Origin of the sequence: Gottfriedia acidiceleris (assembly GCF_036421055.1) — a bacterium.
Taxonomy (GTDB): domain Bacteria; phylum Bacillota; class Bacilli; order Bacillales; family Bacillaceae_G; genus Gottfriedia; species Gottfriedia acidiceleris_C.
On sequence record NZ_JAZGQS010000006.1, the window covers coordinates 126,385 to 146,359 of the forward strand.

Sequence of the window (19,975 nt, forward strand, 5' to 3'; positions counted from 1 at the left end):
CGTTAGCCATCCATGAATCCCAAAACCAACGATTCACAACTGTGAATGGGAATTTAATTGCTACTCCCATAGTAGTTGAAGAACTATAGCTTCTTCTGCATAGAAACAACTTGAATATTTATACCATTCGGTTTATGTACTACTTCCTCATCATAGATGCTATATCCTATCGAACTATAAAGTTGTATATTTTTAGGCACAGTCATTCGTACCTTACAAAGAATAGTAGGAATTTCTTTTTTATGTGCATATTCTTCTAATGATGCCAATAAATTCTTTGCAATTCCTTGACCTTGTTTTTCTGGAATAACTGAAAGTCTATAAAAATAAAGTCCTTCATTTTTCAATTGAAAACGGACCATTCCCACTGGTGCATTATCAACAAAAGCAATTAAGCTTTTTCACCTTCTATTAAAGCAGATGATACTGATTGAACCGTCTCCTCTAAGGCACTTGATGGTGGAACTTCATCTTTATATTCCATAAATGCCTTTAACATTAAATCGTGAATTATTGATGCGTCCGATACTTGTGCGAATTTAATCTCCATATTCAATCACCCCCCTTGTAAATAATTATACAATCAACTAAATATTTATTCAATTTTGTTACATAACTGAATATCCTTCTTCTTGCAGTAAACTGCCATTTTGTCCAATAAAAAAAGACCGCGAAGCAGTCGATCGTTGTACAACCAATGCATGTTTTAGTTGCATAAGGAATTTTAATTATTTAAAAATAAATTCAGATATAAAATTAGGAAATTCTTCATGTTCCTCATTGTATTCAAAAAGGCATTCTTTCAATATTTTTGATTCTTCCAGTAAATTCATTTCTAATTCTGACCATCCAAGAAATATTATTTTTTTAGGTAATGGTGCAACAAAACCTGTAATCGCATCCCAAAACGCATCCCAATTCTCACCATAAAAATCTGGAAATCTTAATTTTTCTTTTAATAGTAGATGTAAATCCTTGTTAGTTTTAACATAACTTACATCAATAGTTAATATTTCATTTGGCAATTTTAACACCTCTATAATCATTACTACATTGATATTAACATTTATTTCCTTATTGAACTATATTGCCATTTAGCTCAATAAAAAAAATACACTATTAAGCCGATTGTCTTGTTCAACTAAATCTCTCGTTAGTTGGATAAAAAATCTATATTAACCTATAAATTATTAATTCCATAAGCAGTAAGGATCCCTGACTCTATTGCCCCTTGCATCCATCCTGGATTTGAAGAGGAATGTGCACCACCAAAATATATTCTCCCTTCAGGTGAGTTTATGTAAGGTCCCAATTCTTTTTGTTGATAAGGTTTCAATATTACAAATGCTCCACTAGAAAATGGATATTCATACCATCTTTGAGTGTATCCGCAAATAAACTCGTTATAGACTTGTTTTCCAAATAAAACTGATAGATAATAAAGGGCCATTTTAATTTGATTTTCCTCGTTCTTACTTCCCCAAATTGCTGAATCGTCCCCCCATGTATAACTAGCTAATACAACTCCGGTACTATTTGAACCTAAATCATGACTAGGGAAATATGTGAACTTAATAGGCAAATCAGTTGTAATTTTCCCACCAAAATAACCTAATTTTTCCCAAAACCTTGTTTTAAATTGTAGGCCAATTTTAGTTGAATCTACAAAATGCAACTCTCTAATTACTTTCCACTTATTGTATGAAATGGATTCATATGGCAAGATATTAACAAAGTTTAATAATGAGTATGGGATAGTAGAGATAACATTGTCACATTTTAACTCAAAATAAGTATGACTATTTAAGTCCTCTGTATAGATTTTTACTTGGAAATCTTCCTGAACAATAGAAACAACCTTTTGATTAAGAAGAATATTGTCTTTAAGCTGTGGTAAAAATGAATTGGGTAATTTATAAGTACCACCAGTAATTTCATAAAGTTTAAGATTTTCAGTTAAAAGTATGACTATTTCTTTTAATATTGCCGTAAATGCAAGTTCAGGTAACCCTTCAATTCCAATAATTCCCTTTATCATATCAACTGCTCCTGGTGATAAGGAAACTCCTATAGGATTATTTTTTAAAAACATCTCCATAGAATATTGATCAAATTTATTTATAACAATGTCCCAATTTTTATCCGGGTCAAGATTAATAAAATCTATGATTGGACCAATTGCTAATAATAACAATTCAGTTGCTGTTTTACCTTTTTCACTGGGATTTACTGGATAATTTAATATATCTGGATTTTTTTCATAATTTTTTACATTTGTTAAAACATTATTTAAATAGATAATATCATTAGGAGTACTATTAATAAATTCATTAGTCGGTAGGTTAAATTTCTTTACATACTCTAGAGTTAGTTTGTGAACAGAAGGTATACGCATAGGTCCCATATCTAAGTATTGATTGTTCACAAATGGCGAGCCAACGGTGAGTATACGACCACCTATTCTATTACTGGCTTCTACGATTGTTATTTTATGGCCAGCTTCTTTTAGTAAAGAAGCTGCTACTAAACCAGATAAGCCTGCGCCAATAATTACAATACTTTTTTGTGTAGTTGGTTTACGTAATCCACTTTGTATAATAGATATCATTTGAGACTCAGAAAGATTTAAATTTGATACCATTTAATCAATCCCTTTCAATAAGTCACAGTATGTCTCCACATTTATCTCATACTTTAATTTATGAACCTTTAAACTAATTAATCACTCTACAATTCCTTGTTCGATTAATCTGCCATTTTGTTCAATAAGAAAATCAACAATCCTTTTTAACAGAGCCTAAAAAAAAAAAAAAGAATCTCCAATTGAAGAAGATTCGCAGTCACAAATTTGTTATTTAAATCCTTACTATAAAATCAAGCAGATGACCATACTCAACCGGAAATTCTACTTTCAAAGCAAAAGTTTTATTATCTAGTACTAATATTTTATAACTATCTTCATTACTAGATAGTACATATATTTCTTCGTTTTCAATATCCTGATAAATAAACTTGTAATTGTTCTTAGCATTTACATAGCTCTTTTTTAATGGTTTGAAAGTTGGTACAGGTTCAAATGTAAGAACTCCAAGCGTGTTTCCAAATTCATAACTATTCAGATTATATAATGCAGTTTTTTCGTCAATCATTAATGGAGGAAATTCCTGATCATAGTAGGAATCCTTTTTTTTCAGTTTCTTAAATGGTTCAAAGACTTCATATTTAAGCTCACTATTATACGCATACAATTTTCCTGTATCACTTACTATATAGGCATGTTCTTTAGAAGAATAAAGAGGAAACAAGTCAACATCGTTTGATTCTGGTGATTCGTAATGAATTAATTGATTTTCCAAGTCTATAATACCAATCCCAGGATAAACTTTTATATCCTTTTCATTAACTTCTCCACTCGTTCCATAAAATATCTTATTTTTAAAACTTAGTAAGGGTGTCCATTTTGGAACAAATCCATATTCAGTTTCCATGCTTTTTTTAGTTGAATAATTAGAAATAGACATCTTAAACTCTTTTGTCTTTTGATCAATATTTTGATCACCTGTTTTATGTGAGACAATTGTTTGAAACAAAATGTCTTCCCCATAATGTTGAATATGGTCTACTCCGACAGGATATTTAAAATACTCAAGATTCACTTTATCGAACTTTCTTTTCGCAATATCATAAGTAAAAAAGTAGTTGTCTATTGAAGCGTCTCCAAAAAATGATATAAATAATTTATTTAAGTTATTCGGCTTTTGTTGAACTAACATTCTGCCAAAATCACTATCCTTAATTGCATATTCTCGAACAATTTTACCCTTTTTAGTCACTTCTTTTACAATGGTAGATTCTTGTGAAACTCTAGGATCAGCTGGATAAAATAATAAAAAATGGTCATTTTTATCGGAATCATTTGGTTTAAAATTTTCAATTCCATTGATTATAGTACGGTTTTCATACTCTGAATTTCTAAAAATTGATATTGCAGAAATACTTAATATTGCAATCAACACCGCTATCCATAAAAATGTATATTTTCTTTTCATAGTATCACCTTATTTATTATAATTTTCCAGGTAATGCTTTTCCCCAATTTTTAATAAGGCGAACATTGGCGTCTGCGATGATATCTCTAGGGAGTACCGCTATAACTCCGTCAATAGTATAAGCATTTGATGATTGTAAATTATAGCCTACATGATTCCACATTGCATTTGATAGCTTAGAGCAATACCATGCATTAGTGGACCATATTGATGTTTTCAGAGCATATGGCTCCCCTATTTGTTCTATACCGAATTTAACAGCATTATTTCTTTCAGTAGCTGTCGCATCTTTCCCTAGTTTACTTGTAACTTTATATTGTTTAATACCGCTAGCACCTTTCCATAATTTATCCCTGTTCCAATGAAAAACTTTCGCTCCATTACTTTTTGTTCTAGCTGCCTCAATAACAAAAAAGTCTATATTTGATAATACTGCAGTATGTCCGGTTAATGATTTTTCTCCAGCGGCATTATTATTACCGATCCCGTAATAAAGAATATCACCATATCGCCAGCTTTTTGATGCTCGCAGCAGATTTTTATTACTGTATTGCTCTACTTTTAAATCCAATTCTCCAAGTTTATCAATCAACTCGATATGAACTTGTGTATTATAAAAGCTATCTGATTCTAATGATTTTAAAAAGTCTTCAATTTCAATGTGTATTTGATTGAGCTCATTAATAAAATTTTCTCTACTTAAGGAATCATTACTAACATTTTTTTCTAATAAAGAATCTAGTATAGAAACTTTTTCTTCTAGCAAATCGTCAAGACTCACCAAAGCAGTAGTACTTTTTTCTTGTGCATTTGCTCTAATTGGTACCAATGCAAAAGAAGCACATAATAAAAAAATTAAAATTTTTTTGAAATACATTTAATTTCCTCCTCTAAATTTGAATTAGAATCTTCATTAGAAAATTCTAACAAACTTAGATTAGCAAATTTATCCATCATAACCCGTCTTACATTTGACGAAATTAAGTACAATTATCAACAATCTGATGAACGTAAAAAACCGCCCTCATAAAAGGCGGTTTACATCTTATCTCTTATATTAATCTTTACAATTTAATACTTAGGATTCGCTCCAAATCGATTATCTCCCTCTTCACTATCCAAACAGAAGAAAACGATAAGAATAATTGTACCAATAAACGGTATGATTCCAATTAACAGCCACCAGCCACTTCTACCAGAATCATGTAATCTTCGAGCGCCTACTGCTAGAGATGGCAATATCAACAACAGACCGTAAATTCCAGTTAAAATATTATCGATATCCGCAATGCTTTGTAAAATTGAAAGTATAATAGTGATAATGGCATTAAACAGGAAAAACATCCAATACTCTGTTCTTCTAGCTCTTCCGCTGAATACTGCGTAATTCTTTAAGACTTTTAAATACCATTCCACGATGAATCCCTCCTAAGAAGTAAATACGGTACATTTAAGTCTATTCTTAATACCTAGGTAACATTATTAATTTTTAATAATAGGACAATCAATTTTGAATTAACACAAATAACCGCCTAAAATCAGGCGGGTACTTTGAATAGATCGGTGTTTGGTCAAATAAGTTTTTTGAGGAAATACAAAATTATTAATGTATAATAACTTATTATTAATAGAAACATTTTTTCTGGGAGATTTATTTTGAAGCCAAATTACATAAAATTTTTACTGTTAATTTTTTCACTCGTGTTTATTTTTAGGTTTACATTTTTTCCAGTCGCTTCTTTAGGCATAGGTGTTTCTGAGGGAGGATTAAATTTAATTCCACTAATCAAACTGTTTAATGAGTTTAGCAACATTAAACAATTTATCATTAATATCTTTGGAAATATCATTCTTTTTGTGCCATTTGGGTATTTATTAACATCCATTAAGAAATCAAAAAAAGTAATTCTAATTGGCTTATTTTTATCAGTCAGCATTGAAGTAATCCAATATACGATGTCTTTTAGAACCTCAGATATAGATGATGTTATTTTAAATACGATTGGGACATACATTGGGTATAAGATTTCAAAGTTCAAATGCTAAGAAGTAATATAGTACCTTTTAGTTTTCCTTATACCCAATGAACATTTTTAATTTTAATCTTATCTTGGAACTGGTCCAAAACGATTCTCATGATTTTCACTTTTAAAACAAGCAAATATTAATAAAATAATTGATCCTAAAAACGGGATTAAACTAATTAAATACCACCAACCACTTTTACCAATATCATGTAATCTGCGAACACCGACTGCAATTAGTGGCAGCAAGGTAAGCAAACCATAAATTCCTGAAATCATGTTATCTGTATTAGCAAAGTTATCTAATAAATTAAGTAAAAAAGTAATAATTGCATTAATCAAGAAGAACATCCAATATTCAGTTCGACTCGCTCTACCATGAAATCCTACATAATTTTTTAATACTTTAAAATACCATTGCACAACTGATCTCTCCTACGAAATTATTTTATCCAAAAGATAGTGTATACTTCTTTTTTATTATTCCCATAAGAAAATTAAATCCCATATTTCTTATAAAAAAATGTAAGATAATCAATGAACAAATAAAAAAGGAAGTCCAAAATCTCGGACTCCCTCATCAAAAAAATTACTTATTAACATGTGTTAACGTCGCACCATACGGAGTTACATCAAAGAAGTCTCCATAACCAACAACAGTTCCGCTGCCGTTCGCAATTACTGATTTTCTAGATTTCCATGTTTCTCTCCATTGTTGATTTACATCTGCAGCGCGTCGATTAACGATTATATTCATTTTTTTCGTTTCGATTTGTTCTTTTGTCATGTTTTTTGTATCAATTTTTTTAAAGTCAGCTAATATTAGGTTTTTCGTTTTATCTGAAATCGCACCACTTTGAACAAATATATCAAACATTAGTGCATATCCTCTTTTTGTCCATAATCCGAATGTTTTGTAATACTTTTCTGTTTGATCGAAGTACCATTTTGAAGCATTAATTTGTTCATCAATACATTCTTTACTCGTACCTAGATTTTTAAAGTAAGTCTTCCAAGGTTCTACAACTTGGTATTTATTATTAGGGTCACTGATTGAATCTCCCCAAGCTACCTGTTCTTTTGTCGTTTTGTTCATAATGACATCTTTAAATGTATTATAAGAATCCGTATCTCCCTTAAAAGCTTTAAGGACAACATCATTATGTTTTGCGAACATATTTTTCATAATTGGTTGTAACGTTTCTGTTCCAAAGTTTTCTTGAAGCGCGCCAAAAGATAGTCCGGCACCATCGAAATTACCACTTGTTGAACCAAATGCATCAGTCTCAGATGAAGATGTTTCATACCATGAAGTGATTTCTAGTGCCATCTTTTTAACTGATTCACTTGCAGGAAGCTTTACTGGAGCAATCGTTTGTGTTGCTGGCTTCTTTGTCGCAACTTTCGACTTAACAGGAATCGATAATTTTTGCCCAATTCGAATTGTATTTGATTTTAATCTATTCTGCTTTTTAAGCTGTGTAACAGATGTTTTATATGTTTTAGAAATTTTATAAAGCGTGTCCCCTTTTTTAACTTTATAAACAACAGTAGCAGCATTCGCTGGTCCAACTACTGTTCCTAAAGAAAAGACAATCGCAGTTGATAAAATAACATGTTTAATCGATTTTTTCATATTTGATTACTCTCCCTTACTATTAATCTATTGATCTAGGTTAACTCAGGAATTTCATTTCGATTCAGCAACTCCAATTACTATATCACGATAATTAATTCTGTTCATCACATAAAATCTTCCATTAGAAAAATCATTGACAAATCAAACCTTAAAAATTACACAATAAAAGACAAACCTCATTCGAAATTATTTCGAAATAAGGTTTGTCTTAAATTTCTACTTATTCTATTATTTCTTTAACTTATCCCAAGTATCTTGAAGCGATTGGAGTAATTGTTGTGGATATTTTTGCCCTCCAACATATGCTTGCATTGACGCACCAAATTCATTTGTTGCACCGTTTGGATACTTAAACCAGTTCCATGAAAGTACCTTACCTTCAGCTGAGTATTTTTGAATATCATCGGCAATTGGGCCTAAGCCTTTTCCTTCAATTGTTTTAACTGCTGGGATGAATTTAAACTTTTCGACGATATATTTTTTACCTATATCAGAAGAAACCATCCAATTCAAAAACTTCTTCGCTTCTTCTTTGTTTTTTGAATTTTTGTTAACTACCCAGTTATTTGGTACACCGACAGGGATTTTGTCCATTGCATTTTTGTCATCGTTAATCGGAATTGGTAATAGACCGAGTTTCATATTTGGTGTAATGCCATCAATCATACCTTGTGTCCAGTTTCCTTGTTGCATCATAGCTGTTTTTCCAGATGCAAAGTTTGTAACTTGTGTATTGTAATCTGTTGTTAATGGGTTTTTATTTCCGTATTTAATTGTTAAATCAAATAATTTTATAAACTCCTTAAATTTATCATTATCAGGGATTTTTGCTTTGCCTGTATTTAAATCGGCGATAAATTTATCAGGGTCTGGTTGTTGTGCGAATGGAATATTTAACAAATGAATACCTAAAATCCACCACTCACCATATCCAACTGAAAACGGCGTAATGCCAGCGTCATTTAATTTTTTTGCTGTTGCCTCTAATTCAGTTAATGTTTTTGGTAATTGTGTAATACCAGCTTTATCAAATAAATCTTTATTGTAAATGAATCCATAGCCTTCCGTGTTCATAGGCATTCCGAGTAATTTCCCACCAACTGTCATCGGTTTTTCGGTTTCTGGATATAAATCCTTCACCCAATCTTGATCTGACAGGTCCTCGAGTTTATCCTTCCAAGTAACGGCCTCTTGGTATCCACCATTATTGAAAATATCCGGTTCATTTCCTGATGCAAATTGAGCTTTCAATGCTGCTCCATAATCTGCACCTCCGCCTACTGTTTGAACCTTTACCGTTACATTTTTATTTTCCTTTTCATATTCCTTTGCTAAAGCCTCTAGATCTTTTGCAATTTCAGCTTTAAATTGAAAAATATTTAATGTAATTTTTTCATTAGCAACTGGCTTTTTTGTTTCTTCTTTCTTATTATTACATCCAGTAAACAACAACATACTAGTTGATAAAACGGCTATCGACTTAAATAATTTTTTATTCATATGATCCTCCTTAACTTACTTTATTGAGCCACTTGTAATACCTCGGATAATTTGCTTTTGGGCAGCGAAGAAAAAGATTACTAATGGTGTAATTCCCAATACTAATCCGGCAAGTGCTAAATTCCATTGTTTTGTATACGCGCCAAAAAAATAAAAAGTAGCTAGTGGTATAGTACGTAGCTCTTCATCACGCAAAACTAGAGATGGTAACAAGAAATCATTCCAAATCCATAAAGTATTCAATATAACAATTGTTACGGTAATCGGTTTTAATAAAGGAAACACCACTTTCCAAAACACCATATATGGCGAACATCCATCAATAATTGCTGCTTCTTCAAGCTCAATTGGAATACCTTTTATAAAACCGTGATAGAGAAAAATTGAAAGTGCTGAGCCAAACGCTAAATACATCACAACAAGTCCATAATGACTATTCATCAGATGAAGTGTACTTCCAACTTTAACAAGTGGAATCATAATGGATTGAAAAGGTATTACCATTGTTGCAACAAAAATAAAGAAAATAATCGTTGAAACTTTATGCCTTGTGCGAACGAGTTTATAAGCTGCCATTGAGCAAAATAAAACGATAATCACATTACTGCCTACTGTTACAATCAAAGAATTCAATAAAGCTCTCCAGAAATCCATGACAGCAATCGCTTGGGAGTAATTTGTAAAATCTAAGGATTTTGGTAGCGATGATGTATTTTGCAAAATATCTGCAAAGGATTTAAACGAGTTTCCTAAAACATAGTAGAAGGGAACGAGGAAAAATATCGCTAAAATGATCCCAACTAGCTCAAGTAAAAAAATCAGTCCAGTATAGCGTTCATTTTCCACTATGCTTCAACCTCCCTTTTCTTTGTTAGGTAAACTTGGAGAATTGAAATAGCTGCGACAACGACGAAAAAGACAATTGCTTTTGCTTCCCCTAATCCGTAACGATTGTTTACAAATGCTTCTGTATAAATGTTTAACGCAAGCATTTCCGTCGATTTAAATGGCCCACCACCAGTAAGCGATAAATTTTGATCAAATACTTTAAACGACCATGAGATTGTTAAAAATAAACAGACAGTTACAGCTGGTGCTACCATTGGAATGATGATTTTCCTTAAAGTTGTAAAACGATCTGCGCCGTCAACTTGAGCTGCTTCAATCAATTCCTGAGGTACTCCTTGCAGTGCAGCTACATAAATAATCATGATATAACCTGCACCTTGCCAGATGGCTACAATAATGATTGCCCAAAAAGCTCCATTTGCAGTACCTAACAATGACTGCATCAAAGAATCAATCCCTAGCGCAGCTCCTAATGAAGTGAGACCCTTATTAAAAATGAATTGCCAAATAAAACCGAGTAATAACCCACCTATTAAGTTAGGTAAAAAGAAAATCGTTCGAAGGATATTTCTTGATTTAAGCCCCTTAGTAACTAAAAGGGCTAAACCAAAGCCAATCAAATTCGTTAAGATTACAGCGAAAAACGTATACTTTGTCGTAATAATAAAAGACTGTTTAAAGTCTGCATCTTGCGTAAATATGTACTTATAATTATCAAAACCGACATACTGGATGTTTCCAACTACCCCATTCCAGTTTGTAAAGGAATAGTACACACCCATTAAAAACGGAATCAGAACTAAAGTTGCAAATACTAGAAAGGCTGGACCAACAAATACGATAAAACTTCCACTATTTCTACGTTTCTTTCGATAGGAGACCTTATAGTCAGTAGCATCATCTACAACTTTTTCAACTTCTTCATTCATTGCTTTATCAAACTTTTGCAACTATGTACCTTCCTTCCATATCGGTCTACAAAAAAAAGCAACTCCACCTTATTATTAAAAAGGAGAGTTGCTTTTATTCGGGATGCATTCTATTTTAAATCAAGACGCACTCTTCATATGAGTGCTACGTTGATCCTTTTGATAATTCACAATAATAATACCTGACGTAACCATCATTAAACCAATAAAGACAAGATAAGATAACACTTCATTTAGCATGATTGATGATAAAATTACACCAAAAACAGGAACTAAGAATAAGTACATTGATACTTTTCCAACTTGGTTATATTTCATGACATTGTTCCAAAGTATGAAACCTACAGATGAAAGTATCGATAAATAAACTAGCATGCCAAACGTTTTTAAATCAAAGTGGAACGGTAAAAATCCTGCTGTTAAACCGCCAATTAATAATAATCCAATCGAACCAATCATCATTTGATAAGCCGTTAAATAGGCAACATCCACTTTCTTTGCAGCTTCCTTAGCAAGTACATTACCATAGCCACCAAACGCCATTGCAAATAATAATAAAATCTCGCCAATACCTAAATGTAAGGAAAGGGTGCCCTTTGTGATATTCACGATAATTACACCCGCAAACCCTACTGTTACACCTATAATCTTACGCAAGTTTAACCGATCATTTTTATACATAAAATGGGCTGCTAAAAGTTGGAAAAACGAAGTAGTTCCAGCAATAATCGAGCCTTGAACGCCTGTTGAAAAACTCAATCCGATATAAAACAACACATATTGTAAAAACGTTTGAAACAAACCTACTTTACCTACTACAAAAAAAGTATCACGCTTAAAAGTTAACTTTCTACCAATTATCGTAAAAAATAGTAAAATCAATAATGATGCCAAAAAGAAACGATAACCCGCAAAAATCATTTGTTTCCAAATCTCATTCTTCCCAATTTGCAAATGCTCATAACTTAGCTTAATAAACGGAAATGCGCTTCCCCATAAAAAAGTTGTAATAACCGCTGATGCAATCACTCCCAAAGGATGTGTAAAAAATCTCTTTGCAGACATTGTTTCCCTCCATAAGCCTTTTTCTCTCTATAGAATACAGTTTATTCTATCATCTATAGGGCATTCCTTCTATCTGTTTGATTCCTAAGAAAGGCCTGAAGCTAAAGACAATTGTTGGAAATCTCTTTATGAAGATTTTAAATTATGATTTTATTCGCTTATACCCTAAAAAATGACTTTTCCAATATGAGTCATTTAGATTAGAAATCGTAACGCCGGTACTACTACCTGCTTGAATAAATTCATTTTCATTTAACATAATTCCCATATGTGATGGTCCATACGTGTATGTATTTTGAAAAAATATTAAATCACCAGGCTGAGAAGATGTTACTTTTTGGAATAAAGTATTGTTATGCCAATAACCTGATACATTTGTTCGTCCAAATGGCTTACCATTTTCTTTAAGGACATAATAAATAAAGCCACTGCAATCAAAACCTGAAGGAGTTACCCCTGCCCATTTGTAAGGAACTCCTATAAATTGTTTTGCAAAAGAAAGCATATTTTGCTCATCACTAGTCGTTACGTTTGTATGTTCAATTTCTTTTTCCGTATACTTTGCACTAATATAACCAATTTTCCCTTGATAGTTTATCTTGTGCCAACCATTTGAAGTTGAAATAACATCTACCTTCTGATTTTTTGTCGCACTACCTATTAGATTGTAATTCGTTCCCGGACCTGAGCGAATATTTACTCTTGCTCCAGTTACACTATATTTAATCGCATTGTATACTGGTTTTTCATCTTCAATTAACTTTTGTTTCTGAACATAATTGCCGCTAATGTAACCAATTCTTCCTTGATAAACAATCTTGTACCAACCATTTGAGGAAGATTTAACATCTAATTTAGCATTCTTATTTACACTTCCTAAAATACGATAATTCGTTCCTGCGCCTGAACGAATACGTACTCCGTCCGCTGTTGAGATAAAATTGAAGGTATTGCTTTCTATTTTTTCATTTTCAACATTACTACTTTGTTTTTTAACATAAGTACTTATGATATATCCAATTGTTCCATGATAGTTAATCTTATACCAACCATTTGAGGAAGATATGACATCTAATTTAGCGTTCTTATTAACACTTCCTAAAATACGATAATTCGTTCCTGCGCCTGAACGAATACGCACTCCGTCCCCTGTTGAAATATAATGATCCACATATGAAATCATTACTTCAGGTTGCTTTGTATTTGTACTTTCTGCATCTGCTTCTAATAGATCCATCGAATTAATACATGAAACAGATCCTATGATTGCAATCGATTGTATAAGTTTTTTTTTCAAAATCTCCACTCACTTTTTATTTTTATTTTTATTTATATTTGCTATACTTTTTTAATTTTGAAATAGTTGAATTCTTTATTAATAAGTCTTTAATGTAATAACAAATATGTATTTAATTTGCTCACTGTATAAATATCGGTTTGTTGCTTAAAATTCTTTAATAAATTCCATTTAATTTTAATGAATATCTCTATTAATAAATTTTCAAAGTTAAAATGCTTGATTTCTATTTAGACACTCACTGTTTTTAATTTTAAACAAGATAATGAATTTATTTGGACAACAAAAAAAGAGCCCTATAGTTAGATCGGGCTCTTTTACAAGCTTTACCACGTTATATTTTTAAGGAGCGTCGACTAAGGTCCAATCGATTTTTCCAGTATAATTCCCGGCATGTACAGAAGGATTTATTTTTAATAACAAACCTTGATCTGATTGCCAATTTACCGAAATGTTTTTTTGACTTTTTGTCTCCATCTCAAAGACGCTCATCGGTACTCCTAGCTTCATTGTCGTCTCTATTCCTTTGTCATCAATAAAAATTAACGCGTCGTTTAAGAGCTGACCCTTATCATTTAAAAATTCTTCTACTAAGGTTGCAGTCATCCGCCACCTAGAATCAGAACCACGAGAATCCTTTACATTTATTATCCAATCATCATTCCGTTTTGAAATAGTGGTTTTATTTGAGACCTTAACCGTTTCGAAACTAACATTATTTGATACTGTTTCAAACCTCAAATCACATGAAACATTTAAAGTTAACTTCATTTGATTTGATTGACGAGTTGAATCATCTATACTATAGACGGCAATCTCATGTGTACCAATCGAAAGTTGTTCACTAGGAACAGTATATTGAAAATCAACATATTCACCTTTATTAGATGAGTTTGATACGTTAGAAGCAAATTTCACAGGAGCCTCATTATCTATTACATAGAATAAATCTACTTGTTCACTATCTTGATCACTCCAGCTTCCATTTAGCGTAAAATGATCGCCAAAATCCAATGGAATTTCATTATTAGCTTCATTTAAATAAATAGTTGGCGGACTTTCTACAACGATATTTAATTCTTCCTGTGTAGAAATAACACCTTCATCATCTTTTGAATAAACTTGGAAAGTATTTTCACCTAATTTTAAATTATCTGCTGATACTAAATAACTCCATTCTTGAGAGGTAGGAGAGCCGCCATTGTCTACGCTCTCAACATTCATTAAGTTTCCATTTATTATAAAATACAGAGAATTTGTTTTACTATCTTCGTCTGACCATGTTCCTTTTACATCATAATCTTCTCCTATTAGTAAATGAATCGGTTCTTGATCATTAATTTTCACTATAGGAGCTTGATTTTTTTTAATGATAAATTGGCTTAATTCAGTATGCGTAATATAATTATCACCTTCGAAGATGGATTCTTCAGAAACCAGCGTGTCTTCTGTTACACTATTAACTTTTACTTTAAATTTGAGAGTTGCAACATGATTGTTTGTATTTAAATTCGGTATGTTAACGGTTAATGATTTATCATTCCAGATTGCATCATCTAGTTTAATATTATTACTACCATCACCAATTTCTAAAGTATTAGGAATATAGGTAACATAATTATTCAACAAGGTTTTCAATTTAATATTATGCCAATCCTGTTTACCAGAAAGATATTTTGCATTGATTGTATAAGTTAATTCTTCTCCTTTGGAAGCGTAAGATTGATCTTCTACGATTGATCCATCAGACCTTGTAATTGTTTCACCTACTTCTGCATCGACAAGTCCTGGTACACTATCAAAAGTAACTCGGTTTAATTCATATCGACTACCTGTAGAACCGGTAAATCCCCAATATACACTCGTTGATCCGAATACATCTTGAACATTTATTGGTACTACTACAGGATTTAGCCCTTCCAATTGATAAGTAAGACTAGAATTTGATGCATCCCATTTGATAGTGAATTTTCTCCATTTATCGTTCGATAAACCTCCCGGAACAAATTGAACACCTACGTTTCCATCTACATTGTTATGTTTCATTGTCCGTCTATAATCTAATAATACATTGTAATCTATATAAGTTTCACTTTTACCTGGATAACTCCAAGCGACGTGATTTCCTGCTTTTACATTTGTGTCAAAATAACCATCTGTGCCTAGATTATTAATAAATGTATCAAACTCAATGGCAAAACTTTTTTGTATTCCATTCGTTTTTGAGGATCCATTGGTTTGTCCAGCATAAACTCCAAGTCCAGAGCCTGTATTAGGTGAAAGGGCATTCGTACCATTTGGATCATTATGCATTACAAAAGCCATACCATCTCCAGCATTGGATCCTTGGTTTCCAAAATACATATACATACTAGAGCTAAAATCTTTTGTTAAATCCATTTTATTGTTTTCAGTTGACCAAATTCCCCCTTTTTGATAGGTGGTATTTGGTGTAATTTGAACAATACTCTCTCCAACAACAGCACTATTCGAAATTGAAGGAGTCGTGAATATATTCTTTAGATTAATTTTTGAAGGAGGGTTATTTTCATTTGCAGCCTCAACTCGTTTTGTATTTAGCCACATAGCGCTTGGTATATTCATACAAAAAGTAACTATACATAATAAACTAATAACAAAAAATTTTTTAACCAATTTTTTCATGGTAGATCGTCTTCTTTTTTCTTTTTTCTATACCAAAATATAAGAACGAAAACAATTAGAAACAGTAAGCCAATTCCTAAATAGATAAGATAATTATTTTTTTCTAGCTCTACTGCTTGCTTATTTAATTCAGTATCTTTATCTTTGATTTCAAACATTTTATCAAATTTCCAAACATGGTTTTTATCTTTTGCAGTAATATACAAATGATATTTTCCAGGCTTTAATTCTTTTTGATCCCAACTAATAGGAAAATCGAAATTAGAATTTGGTGCCATTGATAAATTTTCTTTTTTACTTTTGTGTAGACTCTTTTTTTGTCCCTCTTTTGTAACGCTAGCTTCCATGTTTAAGTTATTAATAATCGTAGCCTCAGTATTTTGTATATTTGCTGTCACTACAGTTCGATAATTTAGTAAATCTGCTTTTACTTTATTTAATTTTAATTTAGGTTGTACGATCGCTTCTGTTTCAGAAAGCTTTACACCAATTACATATGAAAATTCATTTTTTACTTGGACATTACTCTGCTTCTTTATTTCTTGTTCATTGTTTATTTTACTAATATAAAAGCCACCTAAAATAATTCCATCAAATGACTTTTTAGGCATTTGAATTGTAAAAAAGACTCTCTTTGTTTCTTTAGCTTTTAGTACAACTTTTTGTTTTTTTGTAATAATATCCGAAAATGCATACTTTAGAGACGAATCTTTTTTATAGTTATGTCGATTATAATCGATTACCCCGTTTTGATTAGTAATAGCTGTATTCGGCTCGATCATTATTTCAATCGGATTATTTTCTTCATTTCGAACTGTTAATGAAATTATTTGGCTCTTAGCTGGGCTCATTTTTAGATCAAAATATGATACTTTATCATTCATTTGATTTTCAGGAATGTCAGCTTTAACCGAATAATTCATGGAACTAGCATAGGCCGAATTTAGATTAATAAAACTGATTCCAATAAATACAGCCATTAAAATAGAAAACCATTTTTTCATTCAATTCTAACCTCCTGTATACTCAAAGATGTTCATAAACAAAATTAAACTTAGACAATTATTCCATTATCCAAGTTTAATCTTTACTAATAGTCGGTCTTTTTCATCACATCATTTTTTATTGCGGAGCATCTAATAATGTCCAATTCAAAGTTGAAACATAATCTCCCTCTAAGTTTCCAGAAGGTATCTTTAATTTAATTTGAGTTGGATCTAATTTATCTACCCAAGTACCCATACCTTGATTTGCTTGGGCTGTCATTAAAATATCAGATGCAGATTGATCTGTATTCAGGGTGATCGCTCGCATTGTAGGTGCTTCGCTTACATTACCAGCCGTACTCAACGCCTCACCTGCAGGGAAACTTAATGTCGCACCGATTAATTTTTTTGTATTGTCATTTTGTTCTACAAATGGTGATGCCGTAACTTGTAGTGTCCATCCGGCACCTGTTGCACGAACATCTGTTACCTGAACGTTTGGATTTTGGGAAGTTGTATTTACAACGATTGAACTACCTTCTGTTTGATGTGTTCCAAATTCTAAAGGTGTTACATAGTCAATTGTTAATGAACCAGTATTTCCAGTTTCTCCACCTGGTTCACTAGGTAAAACTGGATCAACCGGTCCGGTAGTTCCATCCCCTGGTATAATTTTTACGTGTCCATAAGTCGTTGCACCTTTTCCATCTGGACTTGATATAACATCAGTTGGATTTATTGCAGCGAATGTGTGGTTTGTAGCAAATAATACTACTGTTGCAGTTGTTAAGAGCCCTCCACCAATTACCTTTTTAAACTTAAATCCATTTTTTTCTTCCATTTCTTTTCTCTCTCCTTTTGTTTAGTAAACGTTCTAATTACATATTACAAAAAAAAAGAAGAGCTAAAATTTCTTATACGAAATGATTTATTCCATAAAAGAAATTCAAATATATGAATGGGTCCCATAAAAAGGTAATTAGAAATTTTATACTTTAATAAAAAAAACTAAAAGGATGTTATTTGTCCCAAAAATGAATTTTTTTATTTCACTTTAAAAACGTTGTATTTTTTAAACATGGAAATGTAGATGACACGGTTTACTTCGGAGAAAAAAGGGATAAAATTTCATTATTCTCTAAAAATTATCCGAATCGAGGAATCTTATGAGGTATTGAAAAATGGTAGAGTGTATAAACAACCATTAAGTCAGAAAAGAAAGAAATTATACATGAGCTTAATTCTTTAAGTAATCAGGACTTGGAATTTAAATCCATTTAAAAAGAATCCTACTTTCACCCTTGAATAAGGGAAAAGAAGATTCTTTTTTATAAAGAAATAAGTATTTTCATTTACAAACTTATTAAGGTTCAATCATTATTGTTTAATATCAGTAAACGGATAGATGATTGATGCATCTATACCGTATAGTTCTGCAAACTTTTCATCAATAAACGCTCGTATTTTATTTAATTCAGAAAGTAATGGTATTGCTGAAATTGTTATACTTGGAACGTGATTAAACTCTAGCACCTTTGAATCTGTAGTAATAATCAAGTCATATTCGTCGTACTTTTGTCTATAGTCGTTTGTAAATGCATCTGTTTTAGTTATACTTAAAGCATGACAAAAGTGATATTTTAGTACTGATTCAACATAATTTTTTTCTATATTCGATCTACAAATTAATGCCGTATTTATAGAAAAACGATCTTTTTTCCTTAATAAAGAAGTTTGAACAAGAAGAAAGAAATCCAAAATATCATGTTCATTTGGTTTTAAATCATTTTCAATACAAATTCTAGTCACAATCTCCTCAACAGTTTTATAAAACGGATTTGATTCGAAGTAAGGAGCATATTGTAGTAAATATCCTCTTCCCATACCAATTCCAAATTCAGTTTCTATTAACATTCTTTTTATTTTCTGAAACCAATAATAAACGATTAGTTCATCCTCTGAAAGATTAAACCCTATATGTTCTTCGAGAATCTTAAATGTTTCAAGAACAGGCAATCCTCTTTTGGTTCTTAAAATACTTCTAGCATATTTAATATATTCCGAACGATTTGGCGGTTTTTCTTCACTTATTAAGTAAATTACATATGAATACATTTCTTGTAATTGAAGCTCTCTATTCGGGCACTTAACCATAAATTGGACTAATTCTTTAGCAAAATCCATAAACCTTGATTCGATACTATTTATCGTGATAGTTAGTGGAAATTTCACATAATATTCCATTGAAACCCGTAAATTCGAAATAAATAAATATAAAGATAGTCTATCTACTGCTCCGGTTCTAAATGAAACAGAATATTTACTACCTAACTCTAATAATTTGGATTGAAAATTTTTAGCATCCATATTCTGATCTGATTCCAATTCAGGATCAAAATCCATAAACTGTAGAAAACCTAAGATAAAATGGCGTATTACCTTCTCATCCCCTTCCAACTTAAAAGGACTGACGGATAAGGAAATCCCCGATTCATTAATCAATTGTTTTATTTTTTCAAGATGTCTATAAGCGGTTGACCGACTTATATGAACACTTTCAGTTATTTGAGTTATATCTACTCCATTATTTAAAATAATTAATTTCAGTATTTGAAGGTATTCGTTTTGATCTCTTATTTGTCCAAGTAAATTTTCCAAAGTACCATTTTCTGGCTTTTTCAAAAAAATTCCTCGCGTATCGTCTTTCTCAAATTGCCAACCTTTTGGCAGGACAGTCTCCAAAAATTCTAAATCCCTCCATATTGTACTTTTAGAGAAACCCGTTTTTAATGATAAATCTGTTAAGTTGTGCCAATGATCTCCGTTAAAAAAATGAATAATTAAGTCTCCGTAACGCCCCATAAACCTGTGCACTAATATTCCCCCAGATATTTATATTTCATAAAAAAATATTAATTTAATCATAGATTTCTAAAGAAAGTTTCAGTGGTTAGATTAAGCTCTACAAACACA

The 19,975-nt window shown here is 31.5% G+C and carries 17 protein-coding genes and 1 pseudogene; 1 reads left to right on the forward strand and 17 read right to left on the reverse strand.

The genetic code is table 11. The annotated features are described in order from the left end of the window. Positions 1–83: 83 nt before the first annotated feature. The 6 genes and pseudogenes from RAH41_RS11170 to RAH41_RS11195 form a co-directional block, all read right to left on the reverse strand. Positions 84–550 (reverse strand): annotated as a pseudogene (locus RAH41_RS11170) (GNAT family N-acetyltransferase). A gap of 178 nt (positions 551–728) precedes the next feature. After that, positions 729–1,025 (reverse strand): barstar family protein, encoded by a 297-nt coding sequence (locus RAH41_RS11175; protein ID WP_419471593.1) that lies wholly within the window; start codon positions 1,023–1,025, stop codon positions 729–731. A 155-nt stretch (positions 1,026–1,180) separates the two neighbouring features. After that, positions 1,181–2,641 (reverse strand): flavin monoamine oxidase family protein, encoded by a 1,461-nt coding sequence (locus RAH41_RS11180; RefSeq protein WP_331222560.1) that lies wholly within the window; start codon positions 2,639–2,641, stop codon positions 1,181–1,183. 214 nt (positions 2,642–2,855) lie between these two features. Next, positions 2,856–4,049 carry a hypothetical protein gene (locus tag RAH41_RS11185; RefSeq protein WP_331222561.1) on the reverse strand — a complete coding sequence of 398 codons (1,194 nt, stop codon included), beginning with the start codon at positions 4,047–4,049 and terminating at the stop codon, positions 2,856–2,858. Between the two features lie 16 nt (positions 4,050–4,065). Next, a complete protein-coding gene (locus RAH41_RS11190) occupies positions 4,066–4,926 on the reverse strand; it encodes a hypothetical protein (protein ID WP_331222562.1) in 861 nt (286 codons plus the stop codon). Between the two features lie 194 nt (positions 4,927–5,120). Beyond that, positions 5,121–5,465, reverse strand: a complete 345-nt coding sequence (locus tag RAH41_RS11195; RefSeq protein ID WP_331222563.1) for a DUF805 domain-containing protein — start codon at positions 5,463–5,465, stop codon at positions 5,121–5,123. Positions 5,466–5,750: 285 nt separating this feature from the next. On the opposite strand from RAH41_RS11195, the gene RAH41_RS22620 reads away from it, so the two are divergent. Next, positions 5,751–6,095 carry a VanZ family protein gene (locus tag RAH41_RS22620; RefSeq protein WP_419471597.1) on the forward strand — a complete coding sequence of 115 codons (345 nt, stop codon included), beginning with the start codon at positions 5,751–5,753 and terminating at the stop codon, positions 6,093–6,095. A gap of 59 nt (positions 6,096–6,154) precedes the next feature. Here RAH41_RS22620 and RAH41_RS11205 read toward each other — a convergent pair whose 3' ends face one another. The 11 genes from RAH41_RS11205 to RAH41_RS11255 all read right to left on the reverse strand — a co-directional run bounded on the left by RAH41_RS11205 (position 6,155) and on the right by RAH41_RS11255 (position 19,876). Further along, positions 6,155–6,496: a DUF805 domain-containing protein gene (locus tag RAH41_RS11205; protein ID WP_331222565.1), complete on the reverse strand. Its 342-nt coding sequence runs from the start codon at positions 6,494–6,496 to the stop codon at positions 6,155–6,157. Positions 6,497–6,662: 166 nt separating this feature from the next. Beyond that, positions 6,663–7,709: a LysM peptidoglycan-binding domain-containing protein gene (locus RAH41_RS11210; protein WP_331222566.1), complete on the reverse strand. Its 1,047-nt coding sequence runs from the start codon at positions 7,707–7,709 to the stop codon at positions 6,663–6,665. A 231-nt stretch (positions 7,710–7,940) separates the two neighbouring features. Next, positions 7,941–9,212, reverse strand: coding sequence for an ABC transporter substrate-binding protein (locus RAH41_RS11215; RefSeq protein WP_331222567.1), 1,272 nt, complete (start codon positions 9,210–9,212; stop codon positions 7,941–7,943). A 15-nt stretch (positions 9,213–9,227) separates the two neighbouring features. Continuing rightward, positions 9,228–10,058 (reverse strand): carbohydrate ABC transporter permease, encoded by an 831-nt coding sequence (locus RAH41_RS11220; RefSeq protein WP_331222568.1) that lies wholly within the window; start codon positions 10,056–10,058, stop codon positions 9,228–9,230. After that, positions 10,058–10,990, reverse strand: coding sequence for a sugar ABC transporter permease (locus RAH41_RS11225; RefSeq protein WP_331222697.1), 933 nt, complete (start codon positions 10,988–10,990; stop codon positions 10,058–10,060). The genes RAH41_RS11220 and RAH41_RS11225 overlap by 1 nt, the downstream gene beginning before the upstream one ends. Positions 10,991–11,110: 120 nt before the next feature. Beyond that, complete coding sequence (locus RAH41_RS11230; protein WP_331222569.1) at positions 11,111–12,055, reverse strand: DMT family transporter; 945 nt, start codon at positions 12,053–12,055, stop codon at positions 11,111–11,113. 142 nt (positions 12,056–12,197) lie between these two features. Next, positions 12,198–13,352, reverse strand: a complete 1,155-nt coding sequence (locus tag RAH41_RS11235; RefSeq protein WP_331222570.1) for an SH3 domain-containing protein — start codon at positions 13,350–13,352, stop codon at positions 12,198–12,200. 342 nt (positions 13,353–13,694) lie between these two features. Next, positions 13,695–16,016 (reverse strand): L-type lectin-domain containing protein, encoded by a 2,322-nt coding sequence (locus RAH41_RS11240; RefSeq protein WP_331222571.1) that lies wholly within the window; start codon positions 16,014–16,016, stop codon positions 13,695–13,697. After that, positions 16,013–17,020, reverse strand: coding sequence for a DUF916 and DUF3324 domain-containing protein (locus RAH41_RS11245; RefSeq protein WP_331222572.1), 1,008 nt, complete (start codon positions 17,018–17,020; stop codon positions 16,013–16,015). The genes RAH41_RS11240 and RAH41_RS11245 overlap by 4 nt, the downstream gene beginning before the upstream one ends. A 118-nt stretch (positions 17,021–17,138) precedes the next feature. After that, a complete protein-coding gene (locus tag RAH41_RS11250; protein WP_331222573.1) occupies positions 17,139–17,843 on the reverse strand; it encodes a WxL domain-containing protein in 705 nt (234 codons plus the stop codon). Between the two features lie 536 nt (positions 17,844–18,379). Beyond that, on the reverse strand, positions 18,380–19,876 hold the full coding sequence (locus RAH41_RS11255) for a helix-turn-helix domain-containing protein (RefSeq protein WP_331222574.1): 1,497 nt from the start codon (positions 19,874–19,876) through the stop codon (positions 18,380–18,382). Between the last annotated feature and the right edge of the window lie 99 nt (positions 19,877–19,975).

Coding starts and splice junctions, on each gene's coding strand:
- RAH41_RS11190 (WP_331222562.1), bottom strand. CDS start 4,926: ATGTATTTCAAAAAAATTTTAATTTTTTTATTATGTGCTTCTTTTGCA.
- RAH41_RS11210 (WP_331222566.1), bottom strand. CDS start 7,709: ATGAAAAAATCGATTAAACATGTTATTTTATCAACTGCGATTGTCTTT.
- RAH41_RS11215 (WP_331222567.1), bottom strand. CDS start 9,212: ATGAATAAAAAATTATTTAAGTCGATAGCCGTTTTATCAACTAGTATG.
- RAH41_RS11240 (WP_331222571.1), bottom strand. CDS start 16,016: ATGAAAAAATTGGTTAAAAAATTTTTTGTTATTAGTTTATTATGTATA.
- RAH41_RS11230 (WP_331222569.1), bottom strand. CDS start 12,055: ATGTCTGCAAAGAGATTTTTTACACATCCTTTGGGAGTGATTGCATCA.
- RAH41_RS11185 (WP_331222561.1), bottom strand. CDS start 4,049: ATGAAAAGAAAATATACATTTTTATGGATAGCGGTGTTGATTGCAATA.
- RAH41_RS11250 (WP_331222573.1), bottom strand. CDS start 17,843: ATGGAAGAAAAAAATGGATTTAAGTTTAAAAAGGTAATTGGTGGAGGG.
- RAH41_RS11245 (WP_331222572.1), bottom strand. CDS start 17,020: ATGAAAAAATGGTTTTCTATTTTAATGGCTGTATTTATTGGAATCAGT.
- RAH41_RS11225 (WP_331222697.1), bottom strand. CDS start 10,990: ATGAATGAAGAAGTTGAAAAAGTTGTAGATGATGCTACTGACTATAAG.
- RAH41_RS11180 (WP_331222560.1), bottom strand. CDS start 2,641: ATGGTATCAAATTTAAATCTTTCTGAGTCTCAAATGATATCTATTATA.